The 25772-nt window shown below is 30.7% G+C and carries 22 protein-coding genes and 1 tRNA gene; 8 read left to right on the top strand and 15 right to left on the bottom strand.

What is annotated here, in order from left to right:
- The first annotated feature begins 155 nt into the window (after positions 1 to 155).
- The 4 genes from LNP27_RS11135 to LNP27_RS11120 all read left to right on the top strand — a co-directional run bounded on the left by LNP27_RS11135 (position 156) and on the right by LNP27_RS11120 (position 2560).
- Complete coding sequence (locus LNP27_RS11135) at positions 156 to 596, top strand: KTSC domain-containing protein (protein ID WP_229941672.1); 441 nt, start codon at positions 156 to 158, stop codon at positions 594 to 596.
- 340 nt (positions 597 to 936) lie between these two features.
- The gene (locus LNP27_RS11130; RefSeq protein ID WP_229941671.1) at positions 937 to 1698 is read left to right on the top strand and encodes a DUF4369 domain-containing protein; all 762 of its coding nucleotides are present in this window, start codon (positions 937 to 939) and stop codon (positions 1696 to 1698) included.
- A 36-nt stretch (positions 1699 to 1734) separates the two neighbouring features.
- The gene (locus LNP27_RS11125) at positions 1735 to 2103 is read left to right on the top strand and encodes a TlpA family protein disulfide reductase (RefSeq protein ID WP_346432405.1); all 369 of its coding nucleotides are present in this window, start codon (positions 1735 to 1737) and stop codon (positions 2101 to 2103) included.
- Positions 2104 to 2479: 376 nt separating this feature from the next.
- Positions 2480 to 2560, top strand: a tRNA-Tyr gene (locus tag LNP27_RS11120).
- 117 nt (positions 2561 to 2677) lie between these two features.
- Here LNP27_RS11120 and LNP27_RS11115 read toward each other — a convergent pair.
- The 4 genes from LNP27_RS11115 to LNP27_RS11100 form a co-directional block, all read right to left on the bottom strand.
- Positions 2678 to 2758: a hypothetical protein gene (locus LNP27_RS11115; RefSeq protein ID WP_229944065.1), complete on the bottom strand. Its 81-nt coding sequence runs from the start codon at positions 2756 to 2758 to the stop codon at positions 2678 to 2680.
- A 92-nt stretch (positions 2759 to 2850) separates the two neighbouring features.
- Positions 2851 to 3519, bottom strand: coding sequence for a response regulator transcription factor (locus LNP27_RS11110; RefSeq protein ID WP_229941670.1), 669 nt, complete (start codon positions 3517 to 3519; stop codon positions 2851 to 2853).
- Between the two features lie 9 nt (positions 3520 to 3528).
- The gene (locus tag LNP27_RS11105) at positions 3529 to 5220 is read right to left on the bottom strand and encodes a tetratricopeptide repeat-containing sensor histidine kinase (RefSeq protein ID WP_229944064.1); all 1692 of its coding nucleotides are present in this window, start codon (positions 5218 to 5220) and stop codon (positions 3529 to 3531) included.
- 79 nt (positions 5221 to 5299) lie between these two features.
- Complete coding sequence (locus LNP27_RS11100) at positions 5300 to 5485, bottom strand: hypothetical protein (RefSeq protein WP_229941669.1); 186 nt, start codon at positions 5483 to 5485, stop codon at positions 5300 to 5302.
- A gap of 393 nt (positions 5486 to 5878) precedes the next feature.
- Between LNP27_RS11100 and LNP27_RS11095 the strand changes: the two genes are divergently transcribed.
- From LNP27_RS11095 to LNP27_RS11085, 3 genes are all read left to right on the top strand, one after another.
- The gene (locus LNP27_RS11095) at positions 5879 to 6757 is read left to right on the top strand and encodes a hypothetical protein (protein WP_229941668.1); all 879 of its coding nucleotides are present in this window, start codon (positions 5879 to 5881) and stop codon (positions 6755 to 6757) included.
- A 470-nt stretch (positions 6758 to 7227) separates the two neighbouring features.
- Positions 7228 to 8250 carry an alpha/beta hydrolase family protein gene (locus LNP27_RS11090; RefSeq protein ID WP_229941667.1) on the top strand — a complete coding sequence of 341 codons (1023 nt, stop codon included), beginning with the start codon at positions 7228 to 7230 and terminating at the stop codon, positions 8248 to 8250.
- A gap of 180 nt (positions 8251 to 8430) precedes the next feature.
- Entirely contained in the window at positions 8431 to 9324 is an 894-nt protein-coding gene (locus LNP27_RS11085; protein ID WP_229941666.1) for an alpha/beta hydrolase family protein, read from the top strand.
- 1073 nt (positions 9325 to 10397) lie between these two features.
- Here the strand turns inward: LNP27_RS11085 and LNP27_RS11080 are convergent.
- From LNP27_RS11080 to LNP27_RS11070, 3 genes are all read right to left on the bottom strand, one after another.
- Complete coding sequence (locus LNP27_RS11080) at positions 10398 to 12668, bottom strand: cation:proton antiporter (protein WP_229941665.1); 2271 nt, start codon at positions 12666 to 12668, stop codon at positions 10398 to 10400.
- A 122-nt stretch (positions 12669 to 12790) separates the two neighbouring features.
- Complete coding sequence (locus tag LNP27_RS11075) at positions 12791 to 13510, bottom strand: LytR/AlgR family response regulator transcription factor (RefSeq protein ID WP_229941664.1); 720 nt, start codon at positions 13508 to 13510, stop codon at positions 12791 to 12793.
- Positions 13473 to 14234, bottom strand: a complete 762-nt coding sequence (locus tag LNP27_RS11070; RefSeq protein WP_428979021.1) for a sensor histidine kinase — start codon at positions 14232 to 14234, stop codon at positions 13473 to 13475. Before LNP27_RS11070 ends, LNP27_RS11075 begins: the two co-directional genes overlap by 38 nt.
- Before the next feature lie 595 nt (positions 14235 to 14829).
- On the opposite strand from LNP27_RS11070, the gene LNP27_RS11065 reads away from it, so the two are divergent.
- The gene (locus LNP27_RS11065; RefSeq protein WP_229941662.1) at positions 14830 to 15657 is read left to right on the top strand and encodes a glycoside hydrolase family 16 protein; all 828 of its coding nucleotides are present in this window, start codon (positions 14830 to 14832) and stop codon (positions 15655 to 15657) included.
- 529 nt (positions 15658 to 16186) lie between these two features.
- Here LNP27_RS11065 and LNP27_RS11060 read toward each other — a convergent pair.
- The 8 genes from LNP27_RS11060 to LNP27_RS11025 all read right to left on the bottom strand — a co-directional run bounded on the left by LNP27_RS11060 (position 16187) and on the right by LNP27_RS11025 (position 25767).
- Positions 16187 to 16381 (bottom strand): hypothetical protein, encoded by a 195-nt coding sequence (locus tag LNP27_RS11060; RefSeq protein ID WP_229941661.1) that lies wholly within the window; start codon positions 16379 to 16381, stop codon positions 16187 to 16189.
- 18 nt (positions 16382 to 16399) lie between these two features.
- Complete coding sequence (locus LNP27_RS11055) at positions 16400 to 17800, bottom strand: exopolysaccharide biosynthesis polyprenyl glycosylphosphotransferase (RefSeq protein WP_229941660.1); 1401 nt, start codon at positions 17798 to 17800, stop codon at positions 16400 to 16402.
- Positions 17801 to 17898: 98 nt separating this feature from the next.
- A complete protein-coding gene (locus LNP27_RS11050) occupies positions 17899 to 20220 on the bottom strand; it encodes a GumC family protein (RefSeq protein WP_229941659.1) in 2322 nt (773 codons plus the stop codon).
- A gap of 84 nt (positions 20221 to 20304) precedes the next feature.
- Positions 20305 to 21003 carry a polysaccharide biosynthesis/export family protein gene (locus LNP27_RS11045; RefSeq protein WP_229941658.1) on the bottom strand — a complete coding sequence of 233 codons (699 nt, stop codon included), beginning with the start codon at positions 21001 to 21003 and terminating at the stop codon, positions 20305 to 20307.
- A 301-nt stretch (positions 21004 to 21304) separates the two neighbouring features.
- Positions 21305 to 22051 carry a glycosyltransferase family 2 protein gene (locus tag LNP27_RS11040; protein WP_229941657.1) on the bottom strand — a complete coding sequence of 249 codons (747 nt, stop codon included), beginning with the start codon at positions 22049 to 22051 and terminating at the stop codon, positions 21305 to 21307.
- A 911-nt stretch (positions 22052 to 22962) separates the two neighbouring features.
- Entirely contained in the window at positions 22963 to 23508 is a 546-nt protein-coding gene (locus tag LNP27_RS11035; RefSeq protein ID WP_229941656.1) for a WcaF family extracellular polysaccharide biosynthesis acetyltransferase, read from the bottom strand.
- A gap of 7 nt (positions 23509 to 23515) precedes the next feature.
- Positions 23516 to 24598: a glycosyltransferase gene (locus LNP27_RS11030; protein WP_229941655.1), complete on the bottom strand. Its 1083-nt coding sequence runs from the start codon at positions 24596 to 24598 to the stop codon at positions 23516 to 23518.
- Positions 24595 to 25767 (bottom strand): glycosyltransferase, encoded by a 1173-nt coding sequence (locus LNP27_RS11025; protein ID WP_229941654.1) that lies wholly within the window; start codon positions 25765 to 25767, stop codon positions 24595 to 24597. Before LNP27_RS11025 ends, LNP27_RS11030 begins: the two co-directional genes overlap by 4 nt.
- Positions 25768 to 25772: the final 5 nt, after the last annotated feature.

The raw sequence follows: 25772 nt of genomic DNA, 5'->3' as shown, positions 1-25772 counted from the left end.
TTATTAAACAAATAATCTTAAAAGAGACTTTTTTTTGAAAATTTAAAGGGTAGAAACTAATAAAATAAAAAAAAGTGTACCTTTGCAAAAAATTTGTCGATTTTGGAATCAAATTATATTGATTTTATATTAAAAGACAAGTAGTTACCTTATTTATGAAAAAAATAGTTGAATACCGCAAATTGCTAAATGTAGACAAAACTGCAGAGCTAAAAGATTTGAAAACAATTTATCGCAATGCGATGAAAGAAGCACATCCTGACAAATTTCAGGGTAATGACGATGGTTTAAAAGCTGCTGAAGAAAACAGTAAAAAAATTATTGAGGCATATCATTTCTTAGTAAGTATCAATCCTGAGACTATAAAAGCAAACTTACCTGAATATACTGAAACAATTTCTACATCAACTATAACTGATTACAAGTTTGTTGAAGGAAGATTAATCATCAACTTTTCAAATGGTAGTGTTTATGAGTACATCAGTGTTCCTAAAGCAACTTATGTAAAAATGGTTAATGCTGATTCTCCTGGAAGATTCGCTAAAAGACACATATTGAATTCATTTACTTGGAGAAAAACACTTAACCAAGACTAAATAATTCTTTATAACTTAGTATACAAAGCATCCTTATGAGGGTGCTTTTTTTGATTATTTTATATTTAGAAATTTAATTTAAAACTTTACTGAATTGATAATTTGTCAATTAAGTGCTCTTGTTACAGTTTTCACTGAACGAAAAACAAATAGAAACTTCTCAAACATCAAAAAACACTATTTAAAAGTGATACTAAAAGTAGGAATAAAACCTAGGTATCCTTAAAAAAACCAATACTTTATAACCAGAAAACTATAACAAAAATTTATGTTTCAAAATCATTTGAATTTTGATTATTTTAAATACTTTTGCACACTTAACTCAATTAACTAATTAATAATGAAAAAAATAATTTTATTACTTTCGGCGGCTGTAGTACTAATTTCTTGTAGCAAAGTTGGCAAAGACGAATACATCATTTCAGGAACTGCAACAGGGATTGAAAATGGTAAAACTATCATCTTAGAAACACAAGATGAAACTGGAATGGGATTACTTGCAAAAGATACTGTTAAAGTAGAAAATGGTAAATTTGAAATGAAAGGAAAAATTACAGAGCCTGCATTTTATACTATTCAATTAGAAGGAGCACAAGCTAAAATACCGTTTATATTAGAAAATGGCGAAGTAACTATCGCAATTGACAAAGATAGCATTCAAAAATCTAAAGTTTCTGGAACATACAATAACGATGAGTATGTTAAGTTTAATGAAGAAATCACTAAGGTTCAAAAGAAACTAATGGATTTCCAAAATAAAAACATGGAAGCGATGAATAAAGCGCAACAAACTAAAGATACAGTTGTAATCAACAGTTTGATGTCGCAATTCAATAAATTACAAGAAGAAGTTGGTGCTAATTCAAAAGCAAAGTATATGTCTTATGCTGAAACTCATCCTAAATCATTTATCTCTGCTTTGATTATCCAAGGTATGTTAAATGATCCAAGTGCTGACGTTTCAAAATCAGAAAAGTTATACAATGGTTTAGAGGAATCATTGAAAAATACTAAACCAGGAAAAGCAATTAAATCGAAATTAGCTGAATTAAAAGCACCAGCAGGTGTTGGAGCAACCGCCCCAACAACTGACGGTAAATGAAGAGCGGATTTTTCGGCTCCTAATCCTGAAGGGAAAATTATTTCTCTAAAAGAAAGCTTAGGAAAGGTTACGATCGTTGATTTCTGGGCATCATGGTGTGGCCCATGTCGTCAGGAAAATCCAAATGTTGTTGCTATTTATAATGAATTGCACAGTAAAGGACTTAACATTATTGGAGTGTCTTTAGATAAAGATGCTGCTAAATGGAAAGAAGCGATTGCAAAAGATAAATTAACTTGGAATCAGGTTTCTAATTTAAAATTTTGGGATGAGCCTATTGCAAAGCAATATCACGTAGAATCTATTCCCGCTACTTTTATTCTTGATGCATCAGGATACGTAGTTGCAAAAGATTTAAGAGGCGATGCACTTAGAGCTAAAATTATTGAACTCTTAGCAAAGTAGTTCTCCTATTATAATAAAAAAAATCTCCCTAGTGGAGATTTTTTTTTGTTTTGGATGTTCGTCATTAATATGTATGGTTTAAATAATTTAATAGAGTGAATCAAAAATACTTTTAAGATGAATTTACATCTGTGTGTTAGTTCCCACTCCTAACTTTTAAAATCTATTTTTCCCTTTATTAGTGAGATTATGTAACTCATATTTCTAAAAACCAAGTATGAAAAGTAAAATTTTTCTATTTATTAAAAGCCATATTATTAACTACCAATACGTTAAAAATAATACTAAAATTAACTGTAAAATTACTTTGTAGAAACCAAAACAGTTTCTATATTTGCACCGCTAACAACAGCTAACTGTTGTACTCAAAGGCTTAGGGGAGATACTCAAGCGGCCAACGAGGGCAGACTGTAAATCTGCTGTGTAAACTTCGCAGGTTCGAATCCTGCTCTCCCCACAACAAAAAACGCTTCAAGAAATTGAAGCGTTTTTTTTATTTATACAGAACTAAAAAAGCCAATCATGAAAAAAGGGATCAACAGGACCAACGCGAAAACCTGTGAAGCAGCAAAAATTAAGCATATATATTCGTTAGTCGAAAAAGGAAAAATTCTACATTCCTAACACCTCTGAATCGTGATCTAAATGCTTTTATTTTTGCATTGAAAGATTCTGCTGAAGCATTAATAAAAGCCTCCTAAGGAGCTAGAATGTGAAGAATAAATGTGGGTTGCTAGGAGTGAAACTTTAAATAATTCCTAAATCCTTGGCTATAGCTACAAGATGTACCGTATTATTTGCTTTGAAATAAATTTTGAGTTTATTGATATGTTTTTCAATAGAACTTTTACTGTTAGGACTAATGCCTTCTTTTTTAAATACTGCTTCTATATTTTCTTGAGATATTCCTATGGAGAGATACTTGATTAACTGAACGTCATAATTGTCTATTTCACTTGTAGTCTTATCTTGAAGCAGATATAACAATTCAGGAGAAATGTTTTCTGGTTCATTATTGTAGGTTTTTTGAATGGCTCTTTTTAGGTCGTATATTGTATTTCTTCCTTTCATTACATAGCCATCTATACTAAGCTCGTCAAATAATAATTTGATGCGATGTGCTCTGTCTTCAATCGAAAAAACAATTATTTTAATGTTAGGACACTGCTTTTTAACTGCAGCTATCAATTCTTCACCCGAATTGAGTTGGGTCAATTGGTGATCTACCTTAAAGGACAAATCAGAAATAAGCAGTTGAAAAGGAGCACCTTCTAAATGTGCTTTTTTAACCTTTAACAAAGCTTCATCACAATATTTTGCATATTGAATTTCTTGAACATCAAGTTCATTTAGTATCTGGGCAGCACCCAAATCATTAAAATCAATATCATCCGCAATTAAAACTTTTGTAAACATATTTATATCTTATTTTGGAACTAAAATCTTAGCTTTGAAACCTTTATTGGTTTGAGAATCAAAAGTAAGTATTCCATTTACCACCTCAATACGGTTTTCCGCATTCTGGAGACCATTTTTTAAAATTAGTTTTTCTGAAAAACCAATTCCATTATCTGAATAGTCAATTTTAATAGAATTTTGTTCCAAATCAAAACCAATGACCACAAAACTGGCTTGACTGTATTTTTTCATATTAACCATAAGTTCTTGTAATACTCTTTGTATTGCTATCTTTTTTTCTGTTTCAACTTTTGACCAATCTATTGGGTTCCCATTTTTAATAATAACTTCGGTACCACTGCTTTTATAGCTATTAAGCATTTGTTTTAAATTGTATTCAAAACGTTCTCCCGTCTCTATAGGACTATTTTCCCTAGAAAAATTTCGTGTTCTAACATATATTTTATCAAGATTATCTATAAGATTTTCTTTTTTTATCGGATTCTGTAAATCTTGAGTTCCCGCAAAAGTCATGGCGTAAAAAACATCATTAGCCAATTCATCATGGAGTTCTTTAGAAATTCGGGTTTCGGTACTATAACTTGCCTCTAAGCGTTCTCGTTTGGTTTTACTTTTATAGTAATTGACTATAAGTACAATCCCGCCAAGTAATGTGAAAAATCCAAAAAATAATAAGTATTTTTGGTTCTTTTGCGTTTCGAGTTCTAAAAGGTTTTCCGCTCTTTGTTCCTTATATTTGATACTTTCTAGTATGGCTTTTCTAGAATCATACCTGATTTTTGCAAATTTATTTTTAGCATTATTCCGGACTTTTATAATACTATCGTTTAGTGTTACAAACAATTTGGCATATGTATTTACTCCTTTTTCTTGATTATATGAGATTAAAAATCCCAAGGCTTCCAATCGTTCGTCAATACTTTGATGTTTCGTTGCTTCATCATAAGCATGTAGTGCATTCTCTTTTGATTTTTGGTAATCTTTATTTTGATAGTAATCGGCTAAATGCAAATAACTTTCAATACTGCCATAGGAATCGTTAATGCTAGTTCTGATTGCTAAAGCCTGATTCATTAATGCTAGTCCCTTTGGAATCTGATTGTCTTTATAATAAGCAAATCCTAGATTGTCAATAATTCTAGCTTTTTTATTCTGTAGTGTATCTAAAATAGTAGACTTTAAAAATGGCTCTAAAAGTACTATTGCTTTTCTGTACTTTTTTTGTTCCATATAAACTGTAGCGATATTATTGAGAATAGCAACTCTAGCTATAGAATCTTTTACAGTTTTTAAAATTGTATCATAATAACGAACGGCGTCATCGTAATTCTTTAGTTCTTTTGCGGCGATTCCAAATAAATTATTTGCTGCCACCTGATATTGTACATCATTGTTTATGTGCGGCAAAGCTTCGGTTAAAGTTTCTTCACTACTGTAATAATCTCCATAGGTCTGTTGAATATGTGCCATTCCAACTAGATTATAGGCGATGTATGTGCTGCTGCCCTCCTCTTTAAATAATTCTGTAGATTTTAAATAATAATAGAAAGCACTATCCAATTTATTATCCCTACTAAAGGAATCACCTAATTCTGAATATTTCTGGGCTATAATTTTTTTAGGGCTTTCTTGTTTTTTAGAAGTATCAATACCTGTTTTTACACTCTTTTGACAAGATACAATAGAAAGCAAAAACACTAAAATAAAAAACGGGGAACGCAACATATAAAGTTTCTTTCCCCGAAATTAGTATTTAATTGCAAATTAATGCACCTTATTATGGTTTTTTTGGTGGTGTTATAATAATTATTTCATCGCCTGGTCCTTCAGTGGCCATAGGGCTACTTGTATTAGACAGGGGACTAGTATCACTTTCGTTGAATTTCAGACCTTTTCTTTGAACTCCAAAATCTTTTGCTTGAGGAGCTGCACTATCAATCGAATCCGCATCACATGATACCATAACTAAACCCGATACTGCAACAGCAGCTATAAAAAATATTTTTTTTCATTACTTTAATTGTTAAAAATTTGACATAGGTCTGGCCGTTCGATATCTTTTACAGAATAATTATTAAGAGCCAAACCATTAAAATGAGAACAGTTTTTTTGGTTTCGGGAAGTAAAGTGGGCTAGTACCGAATCGATTAATTATACTTCCCGGAATAAAAATTCTATTCTGTATAACCTTCCTTTGATAGAAGTAGTTTTGTAGATTTGTCCGTATCGTGAAATAGAACAAGAACTAAATCTGATGCAAAGTAATGACGCTTCAGCAGTAAAATTGATGCGGAATTCCTATGATTCCCAGCAATGCCGAGGATTCCTAAAAATTCCTAAAAATTCCTTTAAGCTTATGGTGAAAAATACTTTAGAAGATTATAAAGCAGCGGTTAAATTGAAGTATGAGATTGAAAAGGTTGGCACCCATTCCAGTTTTTTGCTAAATCCTTCTCGTGCCAAATTGAGGAAATTGTGTGGCGAGTTATTTAAGAATAATGCTAGCGTTGATGATTTAAAAAGCTTTTCTGCTTTTTTTCAATTTGATTTTATTTTAAATTGCTCCAATAAATTAAAAGACCAAACAGATAAATTCAGGCCTATTGAAACATTTTTTAAAGGAGAAACTGATTTAACTGATATTGAGGCAGTAAATATTGCAGCAATATTAGTCGATTTTAATCCGCGGCCTTATCTGAAATTCTCAAGACAGGAGGCTTTTAAAAAAGAGAATATCCCCAGTACTAGTATTGAAAATACAGATACAGTCGATTTTTTTGGAGCAGCTAAGATTGTTAAAAATAATGGTAGTAGTGACGACCAATCAATTCAACCATCATCCTTGAAAAATAAAGAATTACGTATTTTTCAAAAAAGGCTACTTATTCCTGGACTGATAGTAGTTACAATGTTGAGTGGTTTTGGGTACGTTTTTTTACCCAAAAAAGAGTGCATGCAATGGCAAAAAGACCATTTTGAAGCAGTTGATTGTGAAACCAAAGCAGTTGGTATTGTAAACTTTTATTCAACGATGCCTCTAAATAAAAATATGCTGAATTTTAGAAAAATTGAAATTTGTGATACCACAACCTTTTTTAAGCATAATAAACCAATATTGTGGTATTGCAAAACCGGAGATCATCTGGATTTTTTTAATGGACCGGGCTTTAACCCTGAAAATGAAAAACCTTTAAAACCGATTACCCAATATATGATTGATAAATATATTAAGTAAACCCGATAGTGCTGATTTTGTAGTCCGCGCAAGTTCGCGATAGGAAAATGCTTGCGATGATTTTTGGGATACAAATTCAGGCTTGAAATCAAAGATTCATGAATACCAAAAAACAATAATAACCCATGAATATTTTTTGTTTATTTTGAAATCTAAGATTTATGAACATCCCAATGGCGCGAGTGTCTCGCTCCTGCACACAATCAAAATCACTTATTATCTTATTTTTAAAACAGTCTGATCATTATTCCTGATAAAACCCATTACATTAAATTATTATTCCATCGAATAAATACCTTCTGGAATTGAACTTAAATATTCAATTATCTAATCATACACTATAATATATGTTCTAATACACCAAACTAATATAAAGAGCCACTAATAATTTGTAAGAATAAAACAATATATTTGATCTTTTATAAAGTCTAAAATATTGTAAGACCTACATAAAAGTTGACAGATATAGTATGAAAAAACTACAAACCACATTATTCTTATTTCTTTTCATCCAAATAAGTTTTGGGCAAAAACGTGATATAATAAATAATCAAGCAATTCAATTCAGTATTAAACAGGAAAATGATACCATTAATTTTGTAGTAATTGACACTAAATTAGATGAAATAAAACCCGTTTTTTTGTTTTGTCAAGGTTCTTTGCCAATGCCATTGTTCGTAAAACCAGAAAAAGAAAATATGTGGATGATAGGCGGTGGTATTACAAATTTTGACCTAAATGAAATAAAAAAGAACTATCATTTAATTGTCATTTCAATGCCAAAAACTTCAGTAATTGTTGCCGAAAAATACCTAAATAAATCTTACTGTTACATTCCAAATGAAAAAGAACCTGACGAATTTGATAAAGAATATATAAAAGCCGATTTTTTAGAGAACTATGAATACAGAGCAGAAAAAGTTTTAAAATTTTTACGAAAACAAAAATGGGTAGATAATTCGAAGTTAATAGTTGCCGGACATTCTCAAGGTTCTAAAGTTGCAACACTCATAGCTTTGAATAACAAAAAAGTTACGCATTTAGGATTATTTGCAGCAAATCCATTTGGAAGAATAGACCAAAATATTAGAGATTATAGAAAGGAAGCTGAAAGAAAAGAAATTACTTGGGCCGATGCTAATGATAAAATTGAAAATACTTACCAAATGTATAAAGACGCTTATAATAAAGATACTTTAATTCAAAAACCGTACTTATTAGCTTGGAAATCATTTTCAAGACCATTGTTAAATGATTGGTTACGAATTAAAATACCTACTTATTTAGCATATGGAACAAATGATATTGCTTCTGATTTATGTGATTTAGTTCCTTTATTTTATATCCAAAACTCAAAAGATAATTTAACATATAAAAGATACTTAAATTTAGAACATAACTTTTTTGAAGTTGAAGTTGATGGAACAACGAATTACGAAAAAGAACATTGGACAGAAGTTATGAACGAATTTATCAAATGGACAAAACAATAAATACAGCTGCCAATAGCAATTTTGAGCCAGCTGTAGAATAGTGGAATTCCCTCTTCGTATCATCTTTTCTGCAAAGCCGAAAACTGAAAGGTTACGAACTTGCAGCCATCTCAAAGCTGCAAAAAGTTATAGGAAATGCTAATCAAGATCGTTTAAAATAAATTTTTATAGTAATCAAAAATGAAAATCAATTTTTTTCCCAACATATATCTTTGGTTGTTATTAATAACCTTACCAGTAACTGTATTTTCACAATCGACTGATTTTACCATTCAAGACGTAAAGTTTGAGAGTCAGGGCATCACTCTTGCAGGCTCAATTTTAACGCCGAAAAATGCAATTGCTGCTGTTGTAATTGTTCATGGTTCTGATCCTGTAGAAAGAGAAATGGAGTTTGCTACACGTCTAGCCAATGAAGGTATTACTGTTTTGACTTATGACAAACGTGGAGTTGGAGAATCTGGTGGTGTGTACGTAGGACCATCAGTTGGTACGAATAATATTGACACAGGTAATCTTAATTTATTATCTCACGATGCAAGCGCAGCAGTAAATACATTTCGAACCTATTTGAAAGATAAAAAAATACCAATTGGATTAGTTGGCTTCAGTCAAGCAGGATGGATAATTCCAATTGCTGCAGACAAAAATCCACAAATAGAATTTATGGTTTTATTTAGTTGCCCTACCATTACTACCTTGGAACAACTTCGATTTCAATTTTATACTAATGGAAACAATACTTTTTGGGAAAATCATACAGAATCAGACGCTCGTGAGCATATAAAAAATGACCCTAATAGGTATCAATTTACAGCTACTGACCCAAAAATTTACTTGAATAATCTTTTGATTCCTGGACTTTGGATTTTTGGAGAGAAAGACATACAGATTCCGGTAAAGTTGTGTATGGAGCAATTAAATACATTGAAAGCGCAAGGTAATCCTTTCGAATATACATTGTTTTCTAAATTAGGACACAATACAGCATCTGATAATGATAGAGAACCTGTTGACATTTCAATACAATGGATAAAACAGAAAGCGTTGAGCATTAAGAAGTATAAAAATTAAAATAATGCATATAACCGATAAAATTTCATTGCGCGAGTAGCGCGAACAATGCGAGTCTTTTTGAAAGGAACCTGTAATTTAAAAAGAAAAATAATTGTCATTTAAACCCGATGGCGTGGAATTTCATTCCTTGCCCCCTAGTACTTGGCCTCCCGCCCTCGAACAACTCCCTTTTATCCGAAATACCAAAAATTAAAAAATGCGGTGATTACTTTCATTAATCACCGCATTTTTGCGGTAAACACAAAGCCTATTTACCGCATGAATATCAAAAAACAAAGTATGCAAGTCGGGAATTACACAAGTCAACATTTGCTAAAATACAGGCGTCCAAATAGATTTGCTGACCACAAATAGTAAAATCGACAGGTCTAACATCCTTAATTAGCAGCGAATAAAATGAAAAACTACTCAAATTCGGTAATGGAGAATTAGAAGGTCAATTAAAAAGAATACCTTCCAATAGAGAATCACCCTATACAAAGTCCGCAACAAGCTATTAAAGCAAGCCTAGAGCAATTGAAATCGTTCTTCAAAAAACATAGTTTTATCTTAGAAGAGAATTTTATAATCAGCAATTTTAATGCTCACGTTCCAGAAGTAATGTTCAAATAATTAATGTAACAACATCTTAAACAGTTGAATTGATCTAACCAATTAAATAATTACTTAAAGCTTAAGGAATTCTCAACGATTACGAAAATAAACGACTCAATCTTGAACAATACTTGAATGTATAAGAAAGGCAACTTAAAAATAAAGGACTTGATATAGAAACTTGTATTACCAAAAACGGTATTGCTTAACGTGAAAATGACGCTATTTAATCTAAATAGCGTCAAAAAATCTAATATTTAATTTATTTAACAATCCAAACCCCACATTTTTTACATTCTTCATAATGGAAACGCAATTCAGAAATGCAACGAATCATATTAAACAAAGGGATTGTTTTTTAATATTGACGTAATAAATATTTTAAAGTCACTTTCTTTCGAAAATAAAATTTTATAGGTTTAATAACCGTACAGGAAGTAATATACTAAATCCATCAGATATTTTCACTAGTAATTCTATGGCTTAATAATCAATACCGACGGTGTATTGTTGAGCCAAATACTTTGAGAATCAATCAGTTTTTTCCAACTGGCTAAACTGATAATCATCAAATCCTGATTTTCTAAAAACTCTCTTTTAATTGTTCTTTCCTGCATCATCATAATATGATTTGGGGCTATTTGCTCTATAGAACGAATCGCTTCTTGAATTTCCCTATTGTTTCGTTTATGCCCAATGACATCCAAAACCGTAATTTGAGAACCATTATTATGAATTAATTTTTGGGCAAACTGAATCAAAAAGGCATCATCATCACTGAAAATAGGAATAAAAACCCGATTAATTTCCTCCAGCTTTTTGTCGACCAGAATTCCGACAGGCATTCTACTTTTGGCAATAATTTGTCTTGTTCTTTCATCAAAAGGTGAATTCTCAAACAATCCTTCTTTTCCTGTGAATTTATCAATTAAGCGATCAGGATTAATAATTCGGGTTGTAAAACCAAGGACTTTCCCTAGCAAGGTTCCTTCGAAAATAGATTGCCCCAAACCTACAAGCAATAAATCATATTCTCCTTGGTTGGCAGTATCTGTTATGTCCGAATCAATGTCATTTGAAACTTTAAAAAGGGTTATTATTTGTTGATCCAAATTTTCTGATTCGGAAATAACCGGCAAAAATGTTTCTCGTTCATAATCCTTAATACCAAATGAATGCATTTCTGAACTTAATGATAAATGCATTGCAGTAACAATGGTATTTCCGCTTTGTTTTTTGACAAAACTATTGGCAACTTTTAACAATACTTTGCCTTTTTCAGCAGTGGAAAAAGAAATCAGCACTTTATACTTACTTTTATTACTAATTTCTTCTGGTATAATACTGTCTTTGGTTTTAAAAATATAGTTGATTAAATCCAAACCCGGCCCGGTCATAAAGGTCGTCGCCAATGCCATAATAACCATCATTGTAAAAATTTCAGTGGATAAAACCCCTAAATCGTATCCAATATTCAGTACCACCAATTCCATCAAACCTCTTGTATTCATTAGTGTTCCAATGGATAGACTGTCTTTCCAATTGTGTCCTACGAACTTTGCTGCAAGTGCGCTACCAAAAAACTTACCAACTACTGCAACCAAAATAATCAAAATAGTAATTTTCCATAAATCTGGATCGTCAATTAATCCTATTTGAGTTCTTAAACCCGTAAAAACAAAGAACAAAGGAAGCAAAATCACCACTGAAACATCTTCAACCTTTTCGATAAAAATGGAACGGAATTTATTATTTTCCGGCATAATTGCGCCAGCCAAAAATGCGCCAAACAATGCATGAATTCCAATTAATTCAGACACATAAGAAGACAATAACAATGTCAAAAAGAAAATAGCTACAACCGGCTTGTTCAGACTTTCTTTTGTAGCATTTAAGTCACCAACTCTTTTTAGGAAAGGTCTAACCAATTTTAGCATCAGAATTACATAAAATACTGCCAATGCCATAACATATAAGGAACTGGTGAATGAACCTGCTTTTACAATCGCAATCACAGCTGCTAGAATACACCAAGCTGTTATATCATCAGCAGCGGCACAAGTAATTACGATGGCTCCTAATTTCGTCTTATGGATTCCACGCTCCCGGACTATTCCGGCCAAAACCGGAAAAGCAGTGATGCTCATAGCAATTCCTAAGAACAATCCGAAAGATAAAAATTCAACCCCAGGAGGCGCAAAAGAATTGTATATAAAATAAGCAAGCCCTAAACCTAAGGTAAACGGGATAATAATACTGGCATGACTAATAACCACAGCATCGTGCGCTTTATTTTTAAGCACTTTCAAATCGAGTTCCATTCCAATAACAAACATAAAAAATATTAACCCTATTTGGCTCAAAAACTGCAGATTGCCCAAGGAATCATTTGGAAACAAAATTGATGAAAATTCAGGGAAATACATCCCAATTAAAGAAGGACCTAAAACTATTCCTGCTATCATTTCCCCTATTACTGTGGGTTGCCCAATTCTCCTGCAAACCCATCCGAAAAAGCGAGCGACTAAAATAATAGTAACAATTTGCGCCAGAAGAATAGCCAAAGGGTGCTGTAAATTGTGGTTCATCGAGGTTACAAAATCATTCCAATGCCCGTTTTCTTTTTGATGAGAAACAATATTTTGTCCTACTTCCAACATTTTCCCTTTCAGAATAATCCAATACATTAAGGCAGAAGATACACCTATAATTATCAAATAAAAAAACGAATTTTTAATACTTCTCATGTAATCTTTTTTAAATTATCAATGCTTTATGATGCAAATATGGGAAGTGATTTTTTGGAAATAAATAAAAACACACGCTAATTTTTGTCGAATGTAACAAGATTGGAAAACTTTGTAATAAGTTAGATTTTTACTTTTATCAAAAAATCAGAACGATAGGTTTCGCTCAAAATTAATATTGTGAATTTCCCATTTTTTTCCTGATTACTGATTGTGATTTCATTGTGGTTGAAAAATTTCACCGCTGTTATTGCAATGATTTCTTTTTTATTCACCCTGCAAAAATCAACATTAGGAAGTTGGCTTAAAAGCAAGTGAAAATTAATATTTTTTAAAATCAGCGAACTACCATCAACTAGAAATACTTCTTTGTCTCTGCTGTCAGCCACCGCGGTTTTGATATATTGAATTTGGTTAAAATATAACAAAGCTTTTCCTTTATCGGTATTCAAATGAATGAATTTTTTTGCGGGTGCTACTGTATTGAACCGCTCCAAAGCCTTTGCAACAGCTATTTGCAAACGCTCTTTTGTAACCGGTTTTGTAATATAATCGACGGCGTTTACATCAAATGCTTCGGCAGCATAATCTTTATATGCAGTGGTAAAAATAACCAATTTGTTTTGCAATAAACTCGCAAGAGTCAACCCGTCGATTCCAGGCATTTCGATATCTGAAATACATAAATCAAAATCGAGTTCCGGAAGTTCAGCCAATAATTTTTCAGGGTTATTGAATGCTTTTACGATTTCTAATTCCGGAATTTGCTCACACAGTATTTTTAGGTACGTCAATCCTGGCAATTCATCGTCCAGCAGCAAGCATTTGAGTTTTGTATTCAAGAAGATTGATTTTTAAGTGCGCAATATAAATGTCATTTTCGACAAATTTATCCAGTTTGAACTGATTTTTATAAATAATTTTCAAACGTTGTTCCAATGTGGTTGCTCCTATACCGCTTCGTTCTTTTTTTAATGCTTTTTTATCTGAGATCTTATTCGAAACCGTCAAATAAAAACAGTTCTCTTTGAATTCAAATAAAACCGAGATAAAAGCATCTGCACTTTGCAAATCAGCATGTTTAAATGCATTTTCTATTAAATCTATCGAAATCAAAGGCGCTAAAAGTCGTTGTTCATACAGCATTTCGCCTTCATTGATTTTAGTTTTTACTTTCATTTCAAAAAGAGGACTGACTTTAATTTTATTTATTTCAATGAGATTCAATGCAAATTCAATCTCTTCTTTTGCAGAAACAAACTTTTTTTGACTTTCATATAAAATGTAATCCAGTACATTCGCCAATTTATCCAAAGCAAAATAAGTTTGGTAGGCGTGTGACTGAATTGAATTGAGAACATTTTTGAAAAGATGAGGATTGAGTTTAGATTCTAAGGTTTCCAACTGTAAATTATTTACTTTCATTTCAAGAAAATGAAACTTTTCTTCAACCTTCTTCTTGCTGTTTCCTATTTTGATTAAAAGATATACAAGATAGCAAAGCGCTATTATGAGGATCAGAATAATAATTAGAAACATATAAATCATGGTATTGTTTTCTTGAATTTTATTCATCTTCTATTATTTGATTCAAAAGTACTGAAAATAATCTCCTTAATATTTTATTTCTTTGGAGTTCATTGAATGTTATTCACTGCGGGAGTTAAACAGTTTAAAATATATTAGATACCAAGCTAAAATCATCACTATTTATAAAAAATACTCCAGCCAGCTCCCCGAAATTTACTGAATTCATTACTATTCCTATTAGCCATTTTGACATGATAAAATATTTTAAATTATCAATACTTCAAATTTAAACACAATAAAAATCAGTTCCTCAAGGGAATCTGTAAATAGAAAAAAGTTCTTTATTTTAAAAAAATTAATTAATATTTCTTTAAAAAGAGAGGAAGAAATAAAAAAAAGAAGTAAACGAAATGTCACCAGCCCACCAACTACATTCTCCTAATAAATTCTTTTTCAAGTATTTAGGAAGAAGATTGTAAAGTTATGAAAATCAGGTGTCATCATTTAAATTTTTCCGGTGCATTATTATTATACTTGTAGATTTAATTAATTTTTTGCTATTTTTATATTTTTGATAAATCTTAATAAAAACTTTTTTTACAAAGCGAGGAGTATAAAACATAAGCAGATTATGAATAAATTTTTACAAATTATATGTTTCGGACTTATCTTATTTTCTTCTTGTACAACTTTACGTTTAACTAAGGACAATCAGTATATCTATTTGCAAAAAGAAGGAAGAGAAAATAAGAAATGGAAACTTGTGTGGGAGGATGATTTTAATGGGGCTGCTATTGACAGTTCTAAATGGAGCAAAATTCCATCAGGTGGAAGCGATTGGAATAAGCATATGAGTAGTAATTCTGATTGCTATGATCAATCGGGTGGGAAATTATATTTAAGGGGTATTAAAAACCCGGATACTTTAAAAGATCCAAGACCCTATCTAACGGGTGGGGTTTATACCAAAGGTAAATTTGCTTTTCAGTATGGTAAAATTGAAATATACGCTAAGTTGGAGTGTGCACAGGGAGCATGGCCTGCCATATGGATGCTTGCGGAGAAAGATAAGTATGGCAAGTATCCGAAAAATGGAGAGATTGATATAATGGAACATCTCAATTTGGATAATATAATTTATCAAACTACCCATTCGTACTACACACTTGATTTAAAAGAAAAAACTAACCCGCCTCATTCTGGGACAGCAAAGCTGAATATAGCTGAGTATAATAAATTTGGATTGGAATGGTATCCAGATAAATTGATATTTACGCTGAATGGGAAGGAAACATTCCGTTATCCGCGCAAACCAGATGTAGATAGCAGCCAGTGGCCATACGATCAACCTTTTTATGTGATGATTGATCAGCAATTGGGAGGTGCTTGGGTTGGGAAAATAAACCCAGATCAATTACCTGTACAAATGATCATTGACTGGGTAAAAGTGTATCAATAGACTTTATGGGGATTTTAGAGAAAAAAAAGCCTGAAAATTATTGATTTTTAGTTTTTTTTTTTTGAGCCGAAGAGGCCACAAGAAAAACCCGCCCTCCGATGATAAAAGTAAATTTAGTCAGCCAGATTCTGAACAATATCAGGCTCTTCGAAGTCTCTTGACTTCGAAATAAAAATATTCGCAAACAATCCTAAAGTAGTTATAAACCATATATGATACTAAAAAAGCATCTGATCGTCGATTGTTGCGCAATACGTATTATTGACTGTGTATCACTATTTATAGAAAGCATCGTAAATAGTATCTTTTATACTTTCCCTAGTAAAAAGTAAACACCTTTACTAATAACAATTTAAAGAAATTTCATTTAACTACAAAAATTGAAAATTGATTGAAGTTTTATACCAACTACTTTTCGATTATAATCCCTTTTAAGGATTTCTAATAAAGTTTAATTGAGCTAAAAGAGCGAATAAACTCTATTTAGCTCATTAACTTTGTAGGCTGAAAGATTAAACAAATATTAGACTTAATAAACTGCAGTCAAACTTTGATTTTCCACTGGTTTCGAATTTTTAATTTTATCATTTAATTTTAAAATTCGATCAAGTTGCTTTTTCTGAATTGTATATCTAGTATAATATTTATACCATTCCTTCCCCACGAAGAAGGCTGTTACAGAAACCCCTGTAAGCAAACCGATAAGGTAATTTGTTATGTCCATTATTTCTATTTTTTATGTTTAAAAAGCGTTTTCGTCTCCTTTTAAGGTCACAATTACTGTTAAAAAGCAAATTTTTATATCAGTTAGTAAACTCCAATTTTGCAAATATCGAATATCAGTACTAACTCGTTTTTTCATATCAGATACGTTCTTAGTTTCTCCTCTTAGCCCTAAAACTTGTGAAAGACCAGTAATTCCAGGTTTTACGAAATGGCGAACCATGAAATTTCTAATGTGGTCATTATAATCTGATGTATGCTTAATCATATGAGGCCGAGGACCAACGACACTCATGTTACCCACTAAAACATTAAAAAATTGTGGCATTTCATCTAAACTCGTTTTTCTAAGGAATTTACCAATTTTAGTTACTCGCGCATCACCTTTTTTAGCCTGTTTACTTTCATCACCAATATTTACATACATGCTTCGGAACTTATAGCAACAAAAAGGCTTATTCTTTTTTCCTGTTCGTATTTGCTTGAATAACACTGGACCTTTACTTTCTTTCTTAATTAGAAACGCCACTAGAGGGTAAAGCCAAGACAATATCAATACAATAACTAGAATACTAACGACTACATCAAATATCCTCTTCAATAAACGATTGTAAGCATTTTGCAATGGCTCAAATCGAGGATTAATTACATGAAAATTATTTAAACTGCTCGAGTTAAAATGTTTCTTTGAAATCGACGAAAAATCAGGAACAAATTTTAATCTCATACAGTGTTTATCACCAAGTTCAAAGAAAAAATTCAAATCTGAAATGTAATCGGGCTTCGCAACAATATACAATTCATTAATATTATTTTCAGATGCACTATGAATAGCTTTCGAAAGCGCTTGGCTAAAATCTTTATTGTTTGTATAATCAATAGAAGAATTTTCATTAACAATACCAACAAAATCCATGAACAGTGAATTACTTTCTAAATGAGAAGCCAATTCGATACTCGTTTTATTAAATCCCCAAATTGCAACCGTATATCGTTTGAAAATCCATCCCTTTACCTTTTCTATCGCTACCGTAAATATAATTCTCGACAGCAAAAAATATAGCAACAAAAATCCTAATTGAAATAAATTTGCTTTACTACCAAAGGAATACAAAGTATTTTGATGAAAAAGCAAAATATAAATTTGCCACATAATTCTTTGTGAAAAGAAAGCACGCCAACTATTACGAAAAAAATATTCTAGATTAAAAAGAACATCCACTCTATACAATTGAAAATAGGACACTGAAAACAACCAACTAAAAATTGTGATTGGAATCATTTCATTTAGAAACAAACTGCTCAAAGTACTATTTTGTTCATTCGAAAAATTCAAAAACAAAACAGTGCTACTTACCATAGCAAACATGTCAGCAAAAGCGCAGAAAACTATGAAGGCAAATTTATGTCTATTTCGCATTTTGTAACCTTTTAAATAAACTCTAAATAAATGTACCTGCTAATCTTTCCAATATTCTTTTAAAATATATACTCTATCAATAATTAAGATGTGGCATTTTAGGCTCTTTTATACCATGGTTTTTTTATATTCATCTCTTTATATTGATAAGTATAGCTTTTGCCATAACCGTAGCCATACGCCGTTTTCATATTTACGCCGTTGATAAGAATACCCACGTTTTTTAATTGTTCATTTTTTATAAAACTATTCACTTGTCCTAAACTACTTTTATCAGTAAAGTCATATTTAACGATAAACACAGTAGCGTCAGCTAAATAACTAATATTCAAAGTATCCGATACCATTTGAACCGGTGCACTATCTAAAATTATAAAATCATAAAAATTTCTTGCTTCTTGAAGCAATGACTCAAAATTAGAATTAGTTAATAATTGAGTTGGATTAGGAGGTATTTCACCTGCTAACAGCATATCGAGATTTGCAGAAAAATTACTGCCTTTATGTAATAATGACTTCCAATTATCATTTTTATTTGACAGAAAATCTGTAAGGCCGGCATCATTTTTATCCAAACTAAAATATTCATGCAATTGTGGATTTCGAAGATCTAAACCAATTAATAAAACTTTTTTATTAAGATTACTAATTGTAATTGCAGTATGAAAGGCACAAAAAGATTTACCCTCACCTTGGATCGATGAACTAATCAAAATTACATTGCCCTTATTCTCGTTTTTTCGTGGCAATAAATAGGACATATTAGAGACAAAAGTACGCGTTGCCTCGGCTATCAATGAACGTGAACTAGCAGTGTTATCTAACTTTTCACTACTATTAATTTTAGGAATGAATCCTAGTAAAGGAATATTAACCAGTATTTTGTGAATATCATCCTCATTATGAATTTTAGTATCTAATGAAAATTTTCCATAAATAACACCGAACGGCAGTAGCATACCAAATAGAAAAGCACCCAGCATAAATGATTTTGGTTGAGGAAAAATTGCCGAATAATTTGTTTCAGGAGAATCTAATGTCTTTAAATTCGATTCTAGAATTGCACCATTTAAAACAGCTTCTTCCCTTTTTTGCAATAATGCTAAATATGTCTCTTCCTTAGTATTAAGATTACTGTTGATATTCCCTAATATCTTATCTTTAGTGGGAATGCTTTTTGCTCTAGAATTAGCAATGCCTTGTTCATACCTGTTAGCTTTGGACGTTTGTTTCAAAAAACTCAAATACCCTTCTAAAGTATTCAATATCTCTTGTCTCTGAACCTTCAATTGATTCATTAAACTAATGTAAGCTGGATTATTTGCCTGTGCTCTTTGAAGAATTAATTGACTATCCATAAGCCTTGCATTATAGTTCAAAAGCATTTGATTGACGGTAGGAGTTTCTAGGTTATAATCCGTACTCAAAGTTGTTGTACCAGTGGCTCTTTTAATGTCATTAATCGCAAAATTAGTACGTGCAATTTCTTTTTCGTTAAGCGAAGAGCTCTCGTTTTTAATATTTCTGTCAGCAGTTTTTTCAAGAACGTAGGTATCCATAACTAGTATGTCGTTATTTTGCAAAAATTTCTCTTTCACACTTTCAATAGAGTCTTTTTCCTTGGTAAAATCTTTGATTCTTTGATTTAAATACGAAACTGTATTTGCATATAACTTTTGCTTATTAATAACAATATTTTCATCTAAAAGGACTATAATTTTATTTAAGATGATTCTTGAAAGTTCAGGATTAGTTCCAATATGGTTTAGCTCGATCGCTCCTTTAGACTTTTCATCTGACAATACTATAAGTGATTTTTTTAAATTTTGTAAAGCAATCGTTGTTGGTTCAAAACTCACTATATATTCACTATCGAAATATAGGTCAAGATTTTTTAATGCGTCTGGCGACAAATGAATTTTAAAAGGTAAATTTCCGACTCTTTGATTGCCCTTATGACCTTTAATAATATAGGTTTTTTCAGACGACTGATCTGTTATGACAAATCCTTCGTTATTCAATTTAATGTTATAAGAAATTTGAGGTAATGAATCCATAGAGATTGTGGTATCTACAATGAATGGGACTTTATCTTTCGAAATACTTTTTACTGCATAATCATTTTCAAAATAGTATATATTTAAATTTAAAGCCTTAATTACCTTCAGCAAAAATTCTTTTGAAGTGACAAGTCGGATTTCATCTTCAACATTATCTTCGTCAGCTTTTTGATCTGTACTAATTGTTATTATTTTAGTTTTATCTTCTTGCTTTTTATCAAGGAAAATAGTAGCTGAAGTCTGATAGGTAGGTGGAACTATTTTTATATAAAAATAAGCACCTCCCAAGCACAAAATCAAACTAAAGAGAAACCAAGGCCAATACGTAACATACTTCGAAAACTCTTTTTTAAAATCCATAATTTTAGAATAAAATATAAAGAAATAATATCATTTAACTTAGTAGTATCTCAACAATACCCTATAAATTTGATTGCTGATTTATTATCCTTTACGAAGTAATAATATCAATGCCGCGAGTGAGATTCCTACACCTAGCAATTGTATTGGATCTTTAATGACACCTCCACTATTTGCTTTAAGTTTATTAGGGGTTACCAAAATAACATCATTCTGTCGTATTCTATAATCCGGATTGGACATCCATGAAGCGGTTGTGAGGTCAACGTGATATACTAAACGTTTTCCATCTAACTCTCTAATTATTTTTACATCTTTTCTTATTGCAGAATAAGTTAAATCTTTTGCTAAACCTATAGCATCTAGTAAGCTTACAGACTCTTCAGTAAAAGATATTACACCTGGAGCATTGACTTCTCCCAAAATGGTAAATTTATTATTTAAGACTCTAACTTGTACTGTAGGATTTATTAGGTAACCCTCTTTAATTAAACGTTCTTTTATTTTATTTTCTAATCCAATAGGACTTAAACCAATTACATTAATTTCATTTAGTATGGGCATTGTAATATATCCTTGCGGGGTAACTAAATATCCAGTTAATTTCATCATTTCTACTGATGATTGCGTAGTAGAAGAGCTAGCATTATTATTAAAAGGAGCCGCAACGATAGGATTGAGATCACTGATATCAACTTTCAAGATATCATTTGCTTGTATTTTAGAAGTAGTATAATTTATAACCGAGTTTGAATATTCATCTACATCTTGCAAATAAAGCATTTGTTTTTTAGTGGTACAGGATTGAAGGGTTAAAAAAACTAGTAAAATTATAGGGACGATTTTATTTTTCATAGTACTTTAAGTATAAGTTTTTTTATTTTTCACTTGTTGTATCGAAACAAATTGAATGCTAATCTGCTCTTAATCTTACTTTCAATTTTTCTTTATGGTTTTTAAATTACTTCTCGGAATTTAATTAGCCATTGATCCTTGCATTTGGACTAATTTTCAAAACTATTTGATAACTTAAAAAAATACGTACAGACTTCAGTAAACAAATAAATTAATATTTTTAAGATAGCTAATGAACCAAATATTGTCTCAAAGCAAGACTTTTCTTGAGAAATACAGCTATGAACGCAGCTAAACCATGAAATTTATATATTTTATAATCTTCAAACAAAACTTTAATAGCATAGTTTAGATTAGTGCTCATTCCTCCCATTCTCATTTTTACAATATAAGAGTTGATATAACTCATCTTAATTTCATATTTATATAGATATCTCAATAAAAATTCTGTATCGGAAGCTATTTTAAAATCAAGGTTGTATAGTCCGTTTTTATCTATAATAGACTTCTTCAAATAAACCGTTGGATGCAATGGTAACCAACCTTTTTTAATCTTTTTAATGCTGAAAATGCCACCAACCCTATCTCTAATTAAACGTTCCTCCTGATCATTTGAAACATAAACACCATCGCCATAAACTCCTTCAATAGTTGAATCAGAATTAAAACGTGAGACAATTCTATCAAGAACATTTTTATCGTAAAATTCATCATCCGAATGCATTAGACCTATTACATCACCGGTAGCCAACTGTAGTCCTTTATTTATCGCATCATACATTCCTTTGTCTGGTTCTGATATAAAGTGACTTACTTTGTCTCGATAGTTTTCAATAATTTCCTTAGTTCCATCTATTGAATTACCATCAATAATAATATATTCAATATCACTATAATTTTGTTCCAATACACTTTTGATAGCTTTCTCTATCGTAGACTTTCGATTGTAGCATACTGTTATAATACTGATTTTCATTTTTTATTTTTATTTAAAAACGTTTTCTATTTAATTACTATTCGTGCAAATAGTTATTTTTTTTAAAACAAATTGAACCACGATATAAATTTAAAATACTGCGAAAATTTTATAAAAACATTATTCTATTTGAAAGATTTATTCTAAAAAAAACTAAAAAGTTAATCATCATTTAGGTAAAGATTCATAAATCAATTATGCCTTTTATTGGCCTTAATTCTTCTGTTATGACTGATTTACTATACAAAAAAAAGAAAAAGGTTTCACTAATCCTTGTATATTCTATAAATAACTATTATTAACGATGAAGAGCATGTTTTCAAGCAATTACATCATTTATTCACTGAGACTACACTGCTATTTAAGTGGCTTTTTTCATAAAAAAATCACTGTAAACAGGCAATTGTTTAACATGAAATAGATACAAGTAAAAAACTAATATTTTTATTGCATTTTACATAAAACATGAGTTGATGAAGATGTTTTCTAAATCAGCAAAATTAAAAACATGAAGTGGAGTCTATCAATTTATAAATAGTACTAAATTATAGTTTTGGATTGAAATTTAGCTTATTTAATGGGCAGAGAGAAGTATTGCTTGAAGATAAAAATTTAGTGGTATAATTATGATTCTTGGCTAGAAGTTTAGCAGAAACTTTGTAAAATAATTAAGTGTATTATTTTACATTAAAATAAATTATTAGTAGTAAGTTTTAATTTTTTTAATAAAGATTACTTGAAGATATTATCAGCCTATTGGGTGTAATATCTATAAATAAAAACTAACAATGGACGAAAAGGCATATTATATCGCAATGCTTTTATAACTCTTCGTTTTTCTTGATTTTTATCAAAAATAGCTTCTTAAAAAATCTATTTTTTTTAAAACCAGGTTTTTTATATATTGTTATTTAATATTTTCTCTGTCTTATAAGTAAAGCAGGATTACCTTGATAAATACCGAAGGATTCTAAATCTTTTGTAGCAACTGATCCTACGGTTAAAATACATTCATTTTTACAAATTACTCCTGGACAAACGACAGATTTTGCTCCAATCCAAACTCCATTTTCAATATTAATGGGTTCATTTTTATAATCAAAGGAAGAAGATTTATAATCGTGATTTCCAGTTAAAAGTAAAGCTCCTTGGGAAATACAAACATCATCACCAATGGTTACTTTATCTAAATTATCAATCCAAACTCCTTCGCCAATCCAAACATCATTTCCAATAACCAATTTCCATGGAAATTTAATATTTACGTTAGGCTTAATAATCGTCCCATGTCCGATTTTAGCGCCAAAAATCCGTAATAAAATGACTTTGAATTTCATAAAAACGAACAGAGAATTTTTCAAGAAAAAGGCATTACAAAGAATCCAAAGTAATTGAACCAGTTTCCCTTTCCCCTTGGAAAAATTATTAGTTTTAAACGTTTTAAGTGCTACAGTCATAATAGTTTTAATCAGTTAAAATCTTTTTGTATAATTTTTTAATATCTTTTCCAATTTGTTTAATATTATATTTATCTTCAATTAATTTTATACCATTACTTCCTAATTTCCTAAGTTCAAGAGTTTTCGTCAAAAAAGCAGTTTCTAAAGTACAAGACAAACTTTCTAATGACAAATCAATCCACCAACCGCAATCATATATATTTAAATCTTCCCAAGGTGTTCCTTTGGTGGTAATCACGGGTAGACCAACTGCCAAAGCTTCTGCCACCACTATACCAAAATTTTCACTATAAGTGGGTAATATCATTATATCTGCTGATCGTAAAAAATCCCACTTATCTTCACCATATTTTGCACCCACAAAATGTACATTGTTAATATCACTAGCACTTTCAGACAAAATTCTTATATAATTTATATCTCCATTTCCTGCTATTTCTAATGACCATCCTTCAGTATTAGTTATACGCCAAGCATCTAACAATAAATCAATTCCTTTTTTGGGATGAATACGGGATAAAAAAATTATTTTTTTAGTTCCATAGGACTCTTTTTTCTGTTTAATTTCACTTAAATCAATTCCATTAGGAATAATAGTAAGTTCATTTGTATACCCAAGATTCCTTATACTTTCTTTTTCCATTTGTGCGGTAACATGTAAGTGTTCGGCAGCCCGAATAGCTTTGTTTTGGTATAAATAAAGACCTATTTTTTTTTTCCAACTATTATGTGCTAAAATCCAAGGTTCAAGCATTCCGTGTGGAGACAAAACTACCTTAATACCCAATTCTTGAGCTACTTTTTGAAATCCCCAGTTTTGAGGACTCCAAATGCCGTTAATATGAACAATATTAGGTTTTTCCTTTTTTAAGAAAGTTCGAAACTCATTTAAAAGATTAAACCAACGCCAAACTTTACAATCAAAAAATTGAATTTTAACACTACTTATTTCTATAGGAGATTCTGAAAGTCCTGTTACTACTATTAAATCAACTTCTGATTTTAGTGCATTACTCAATAAACGCATATATTCAGTTGTTCCTCCAGCTGTTTTATCGATAGTATCAATAAAATGTATTACTTTCATTTGTCTAGTAAGATTTGTTGATAAATCTTTTCTATTGAATTGACAAAACCCTCAGCTGAAAATTCTTTTGACCTTAAAATTGACTTTTGTTCTGCTAATATAATTTGTTCTGGCGTTAGCTGCATTACCTTTTCTAATTCTTTAGCAGCAACACTTTTCCATTTTATCACTGCTTGTGAATTAAATATTTTTTTTGGAATATAAAAACCTGCATCTGCCGCCACTTCTTTCATTGGGTACTCATTAGTAGTAATCACCAAGGTACCTGAGGCCATTGCTTCAACTATTGGCCAACCGAAACCTTCATATGAGGAAGGAAAAAGTAAAACCGAAGCACCTTGATAGAATTGCCTTAAATGAAAATCATTAATATTTTTCATAAAATAAATAGATTTTGAAACTATTGACTTTTCTTTAAAATTGATCAACTCAACAGAAGGTGGTTCTCCAACCAAGATTAATGGAATATTTGCTGTAAAATCTTTGGCCCACTGATCATATATTTCAAGTACTCCTAATTTATTTTTATAAAAAGCATTACCTCCTACATGTAGTATGTAACCTTTTGATAAATCTATCTTATATTTATTTGTTAGTAATTCACGTAGTATTATTTTATTTTTTATAGGTTGAAAATTTTGATTTAATCCATTATAAACAACTTTAGAGATTTTTGGTGCTTTAGTTAATAAAACATGTAAATCCTTTTGAGTTTTAATTGAAATACTGATAAAATTCTTAGCTTTATCATAGCCCCAATGAATAAATTTTTGATAGTATTTTCCAGTTAAACCAATTATATTTTCTGGCAACATACCAAAAGCAGATTGTTGTGCTAAAAAATCATGACAGTGCACCACATGGAATCTTTTCTTTACTAATGGTACCCATATCCCTAAAGCATTATCTGCAAAAACAAATAAAGTGTCACTACTGCAACTTAACAGCTTAACTTTTATACTAATTGGAAAAACTAAATATTGATCCAAGTAGCCCAACCACTTTTCTAAAAATGGCTTTCCTAAAGCTAGTTTAAAAAAATAAGCTTTCGGACTCCATTCTTTCACTTCATGCCCCTTTTGCTTCAAACCACCACTAATCATTTTGGCAAATCTTGGCATGCTTTGGTGATTTAAAAAGTCTGGATGTGTGAAAAGTATAATTTTCATTTATA

It is taken from the genome of Flavobacterium galactosidilyticum, from assembly GCF_020911945.1.
Taxonomy (GTDB): Bacteria; Bacteroidota; Bacteroidia; order Flavobacteriales; family Flavobacteriaceae; genus Flavobacterium; species Flavobacterium galactosidilyticum.
This window is presented reverse-complemented; position numbering and strand designations above follow the sequence as displayed.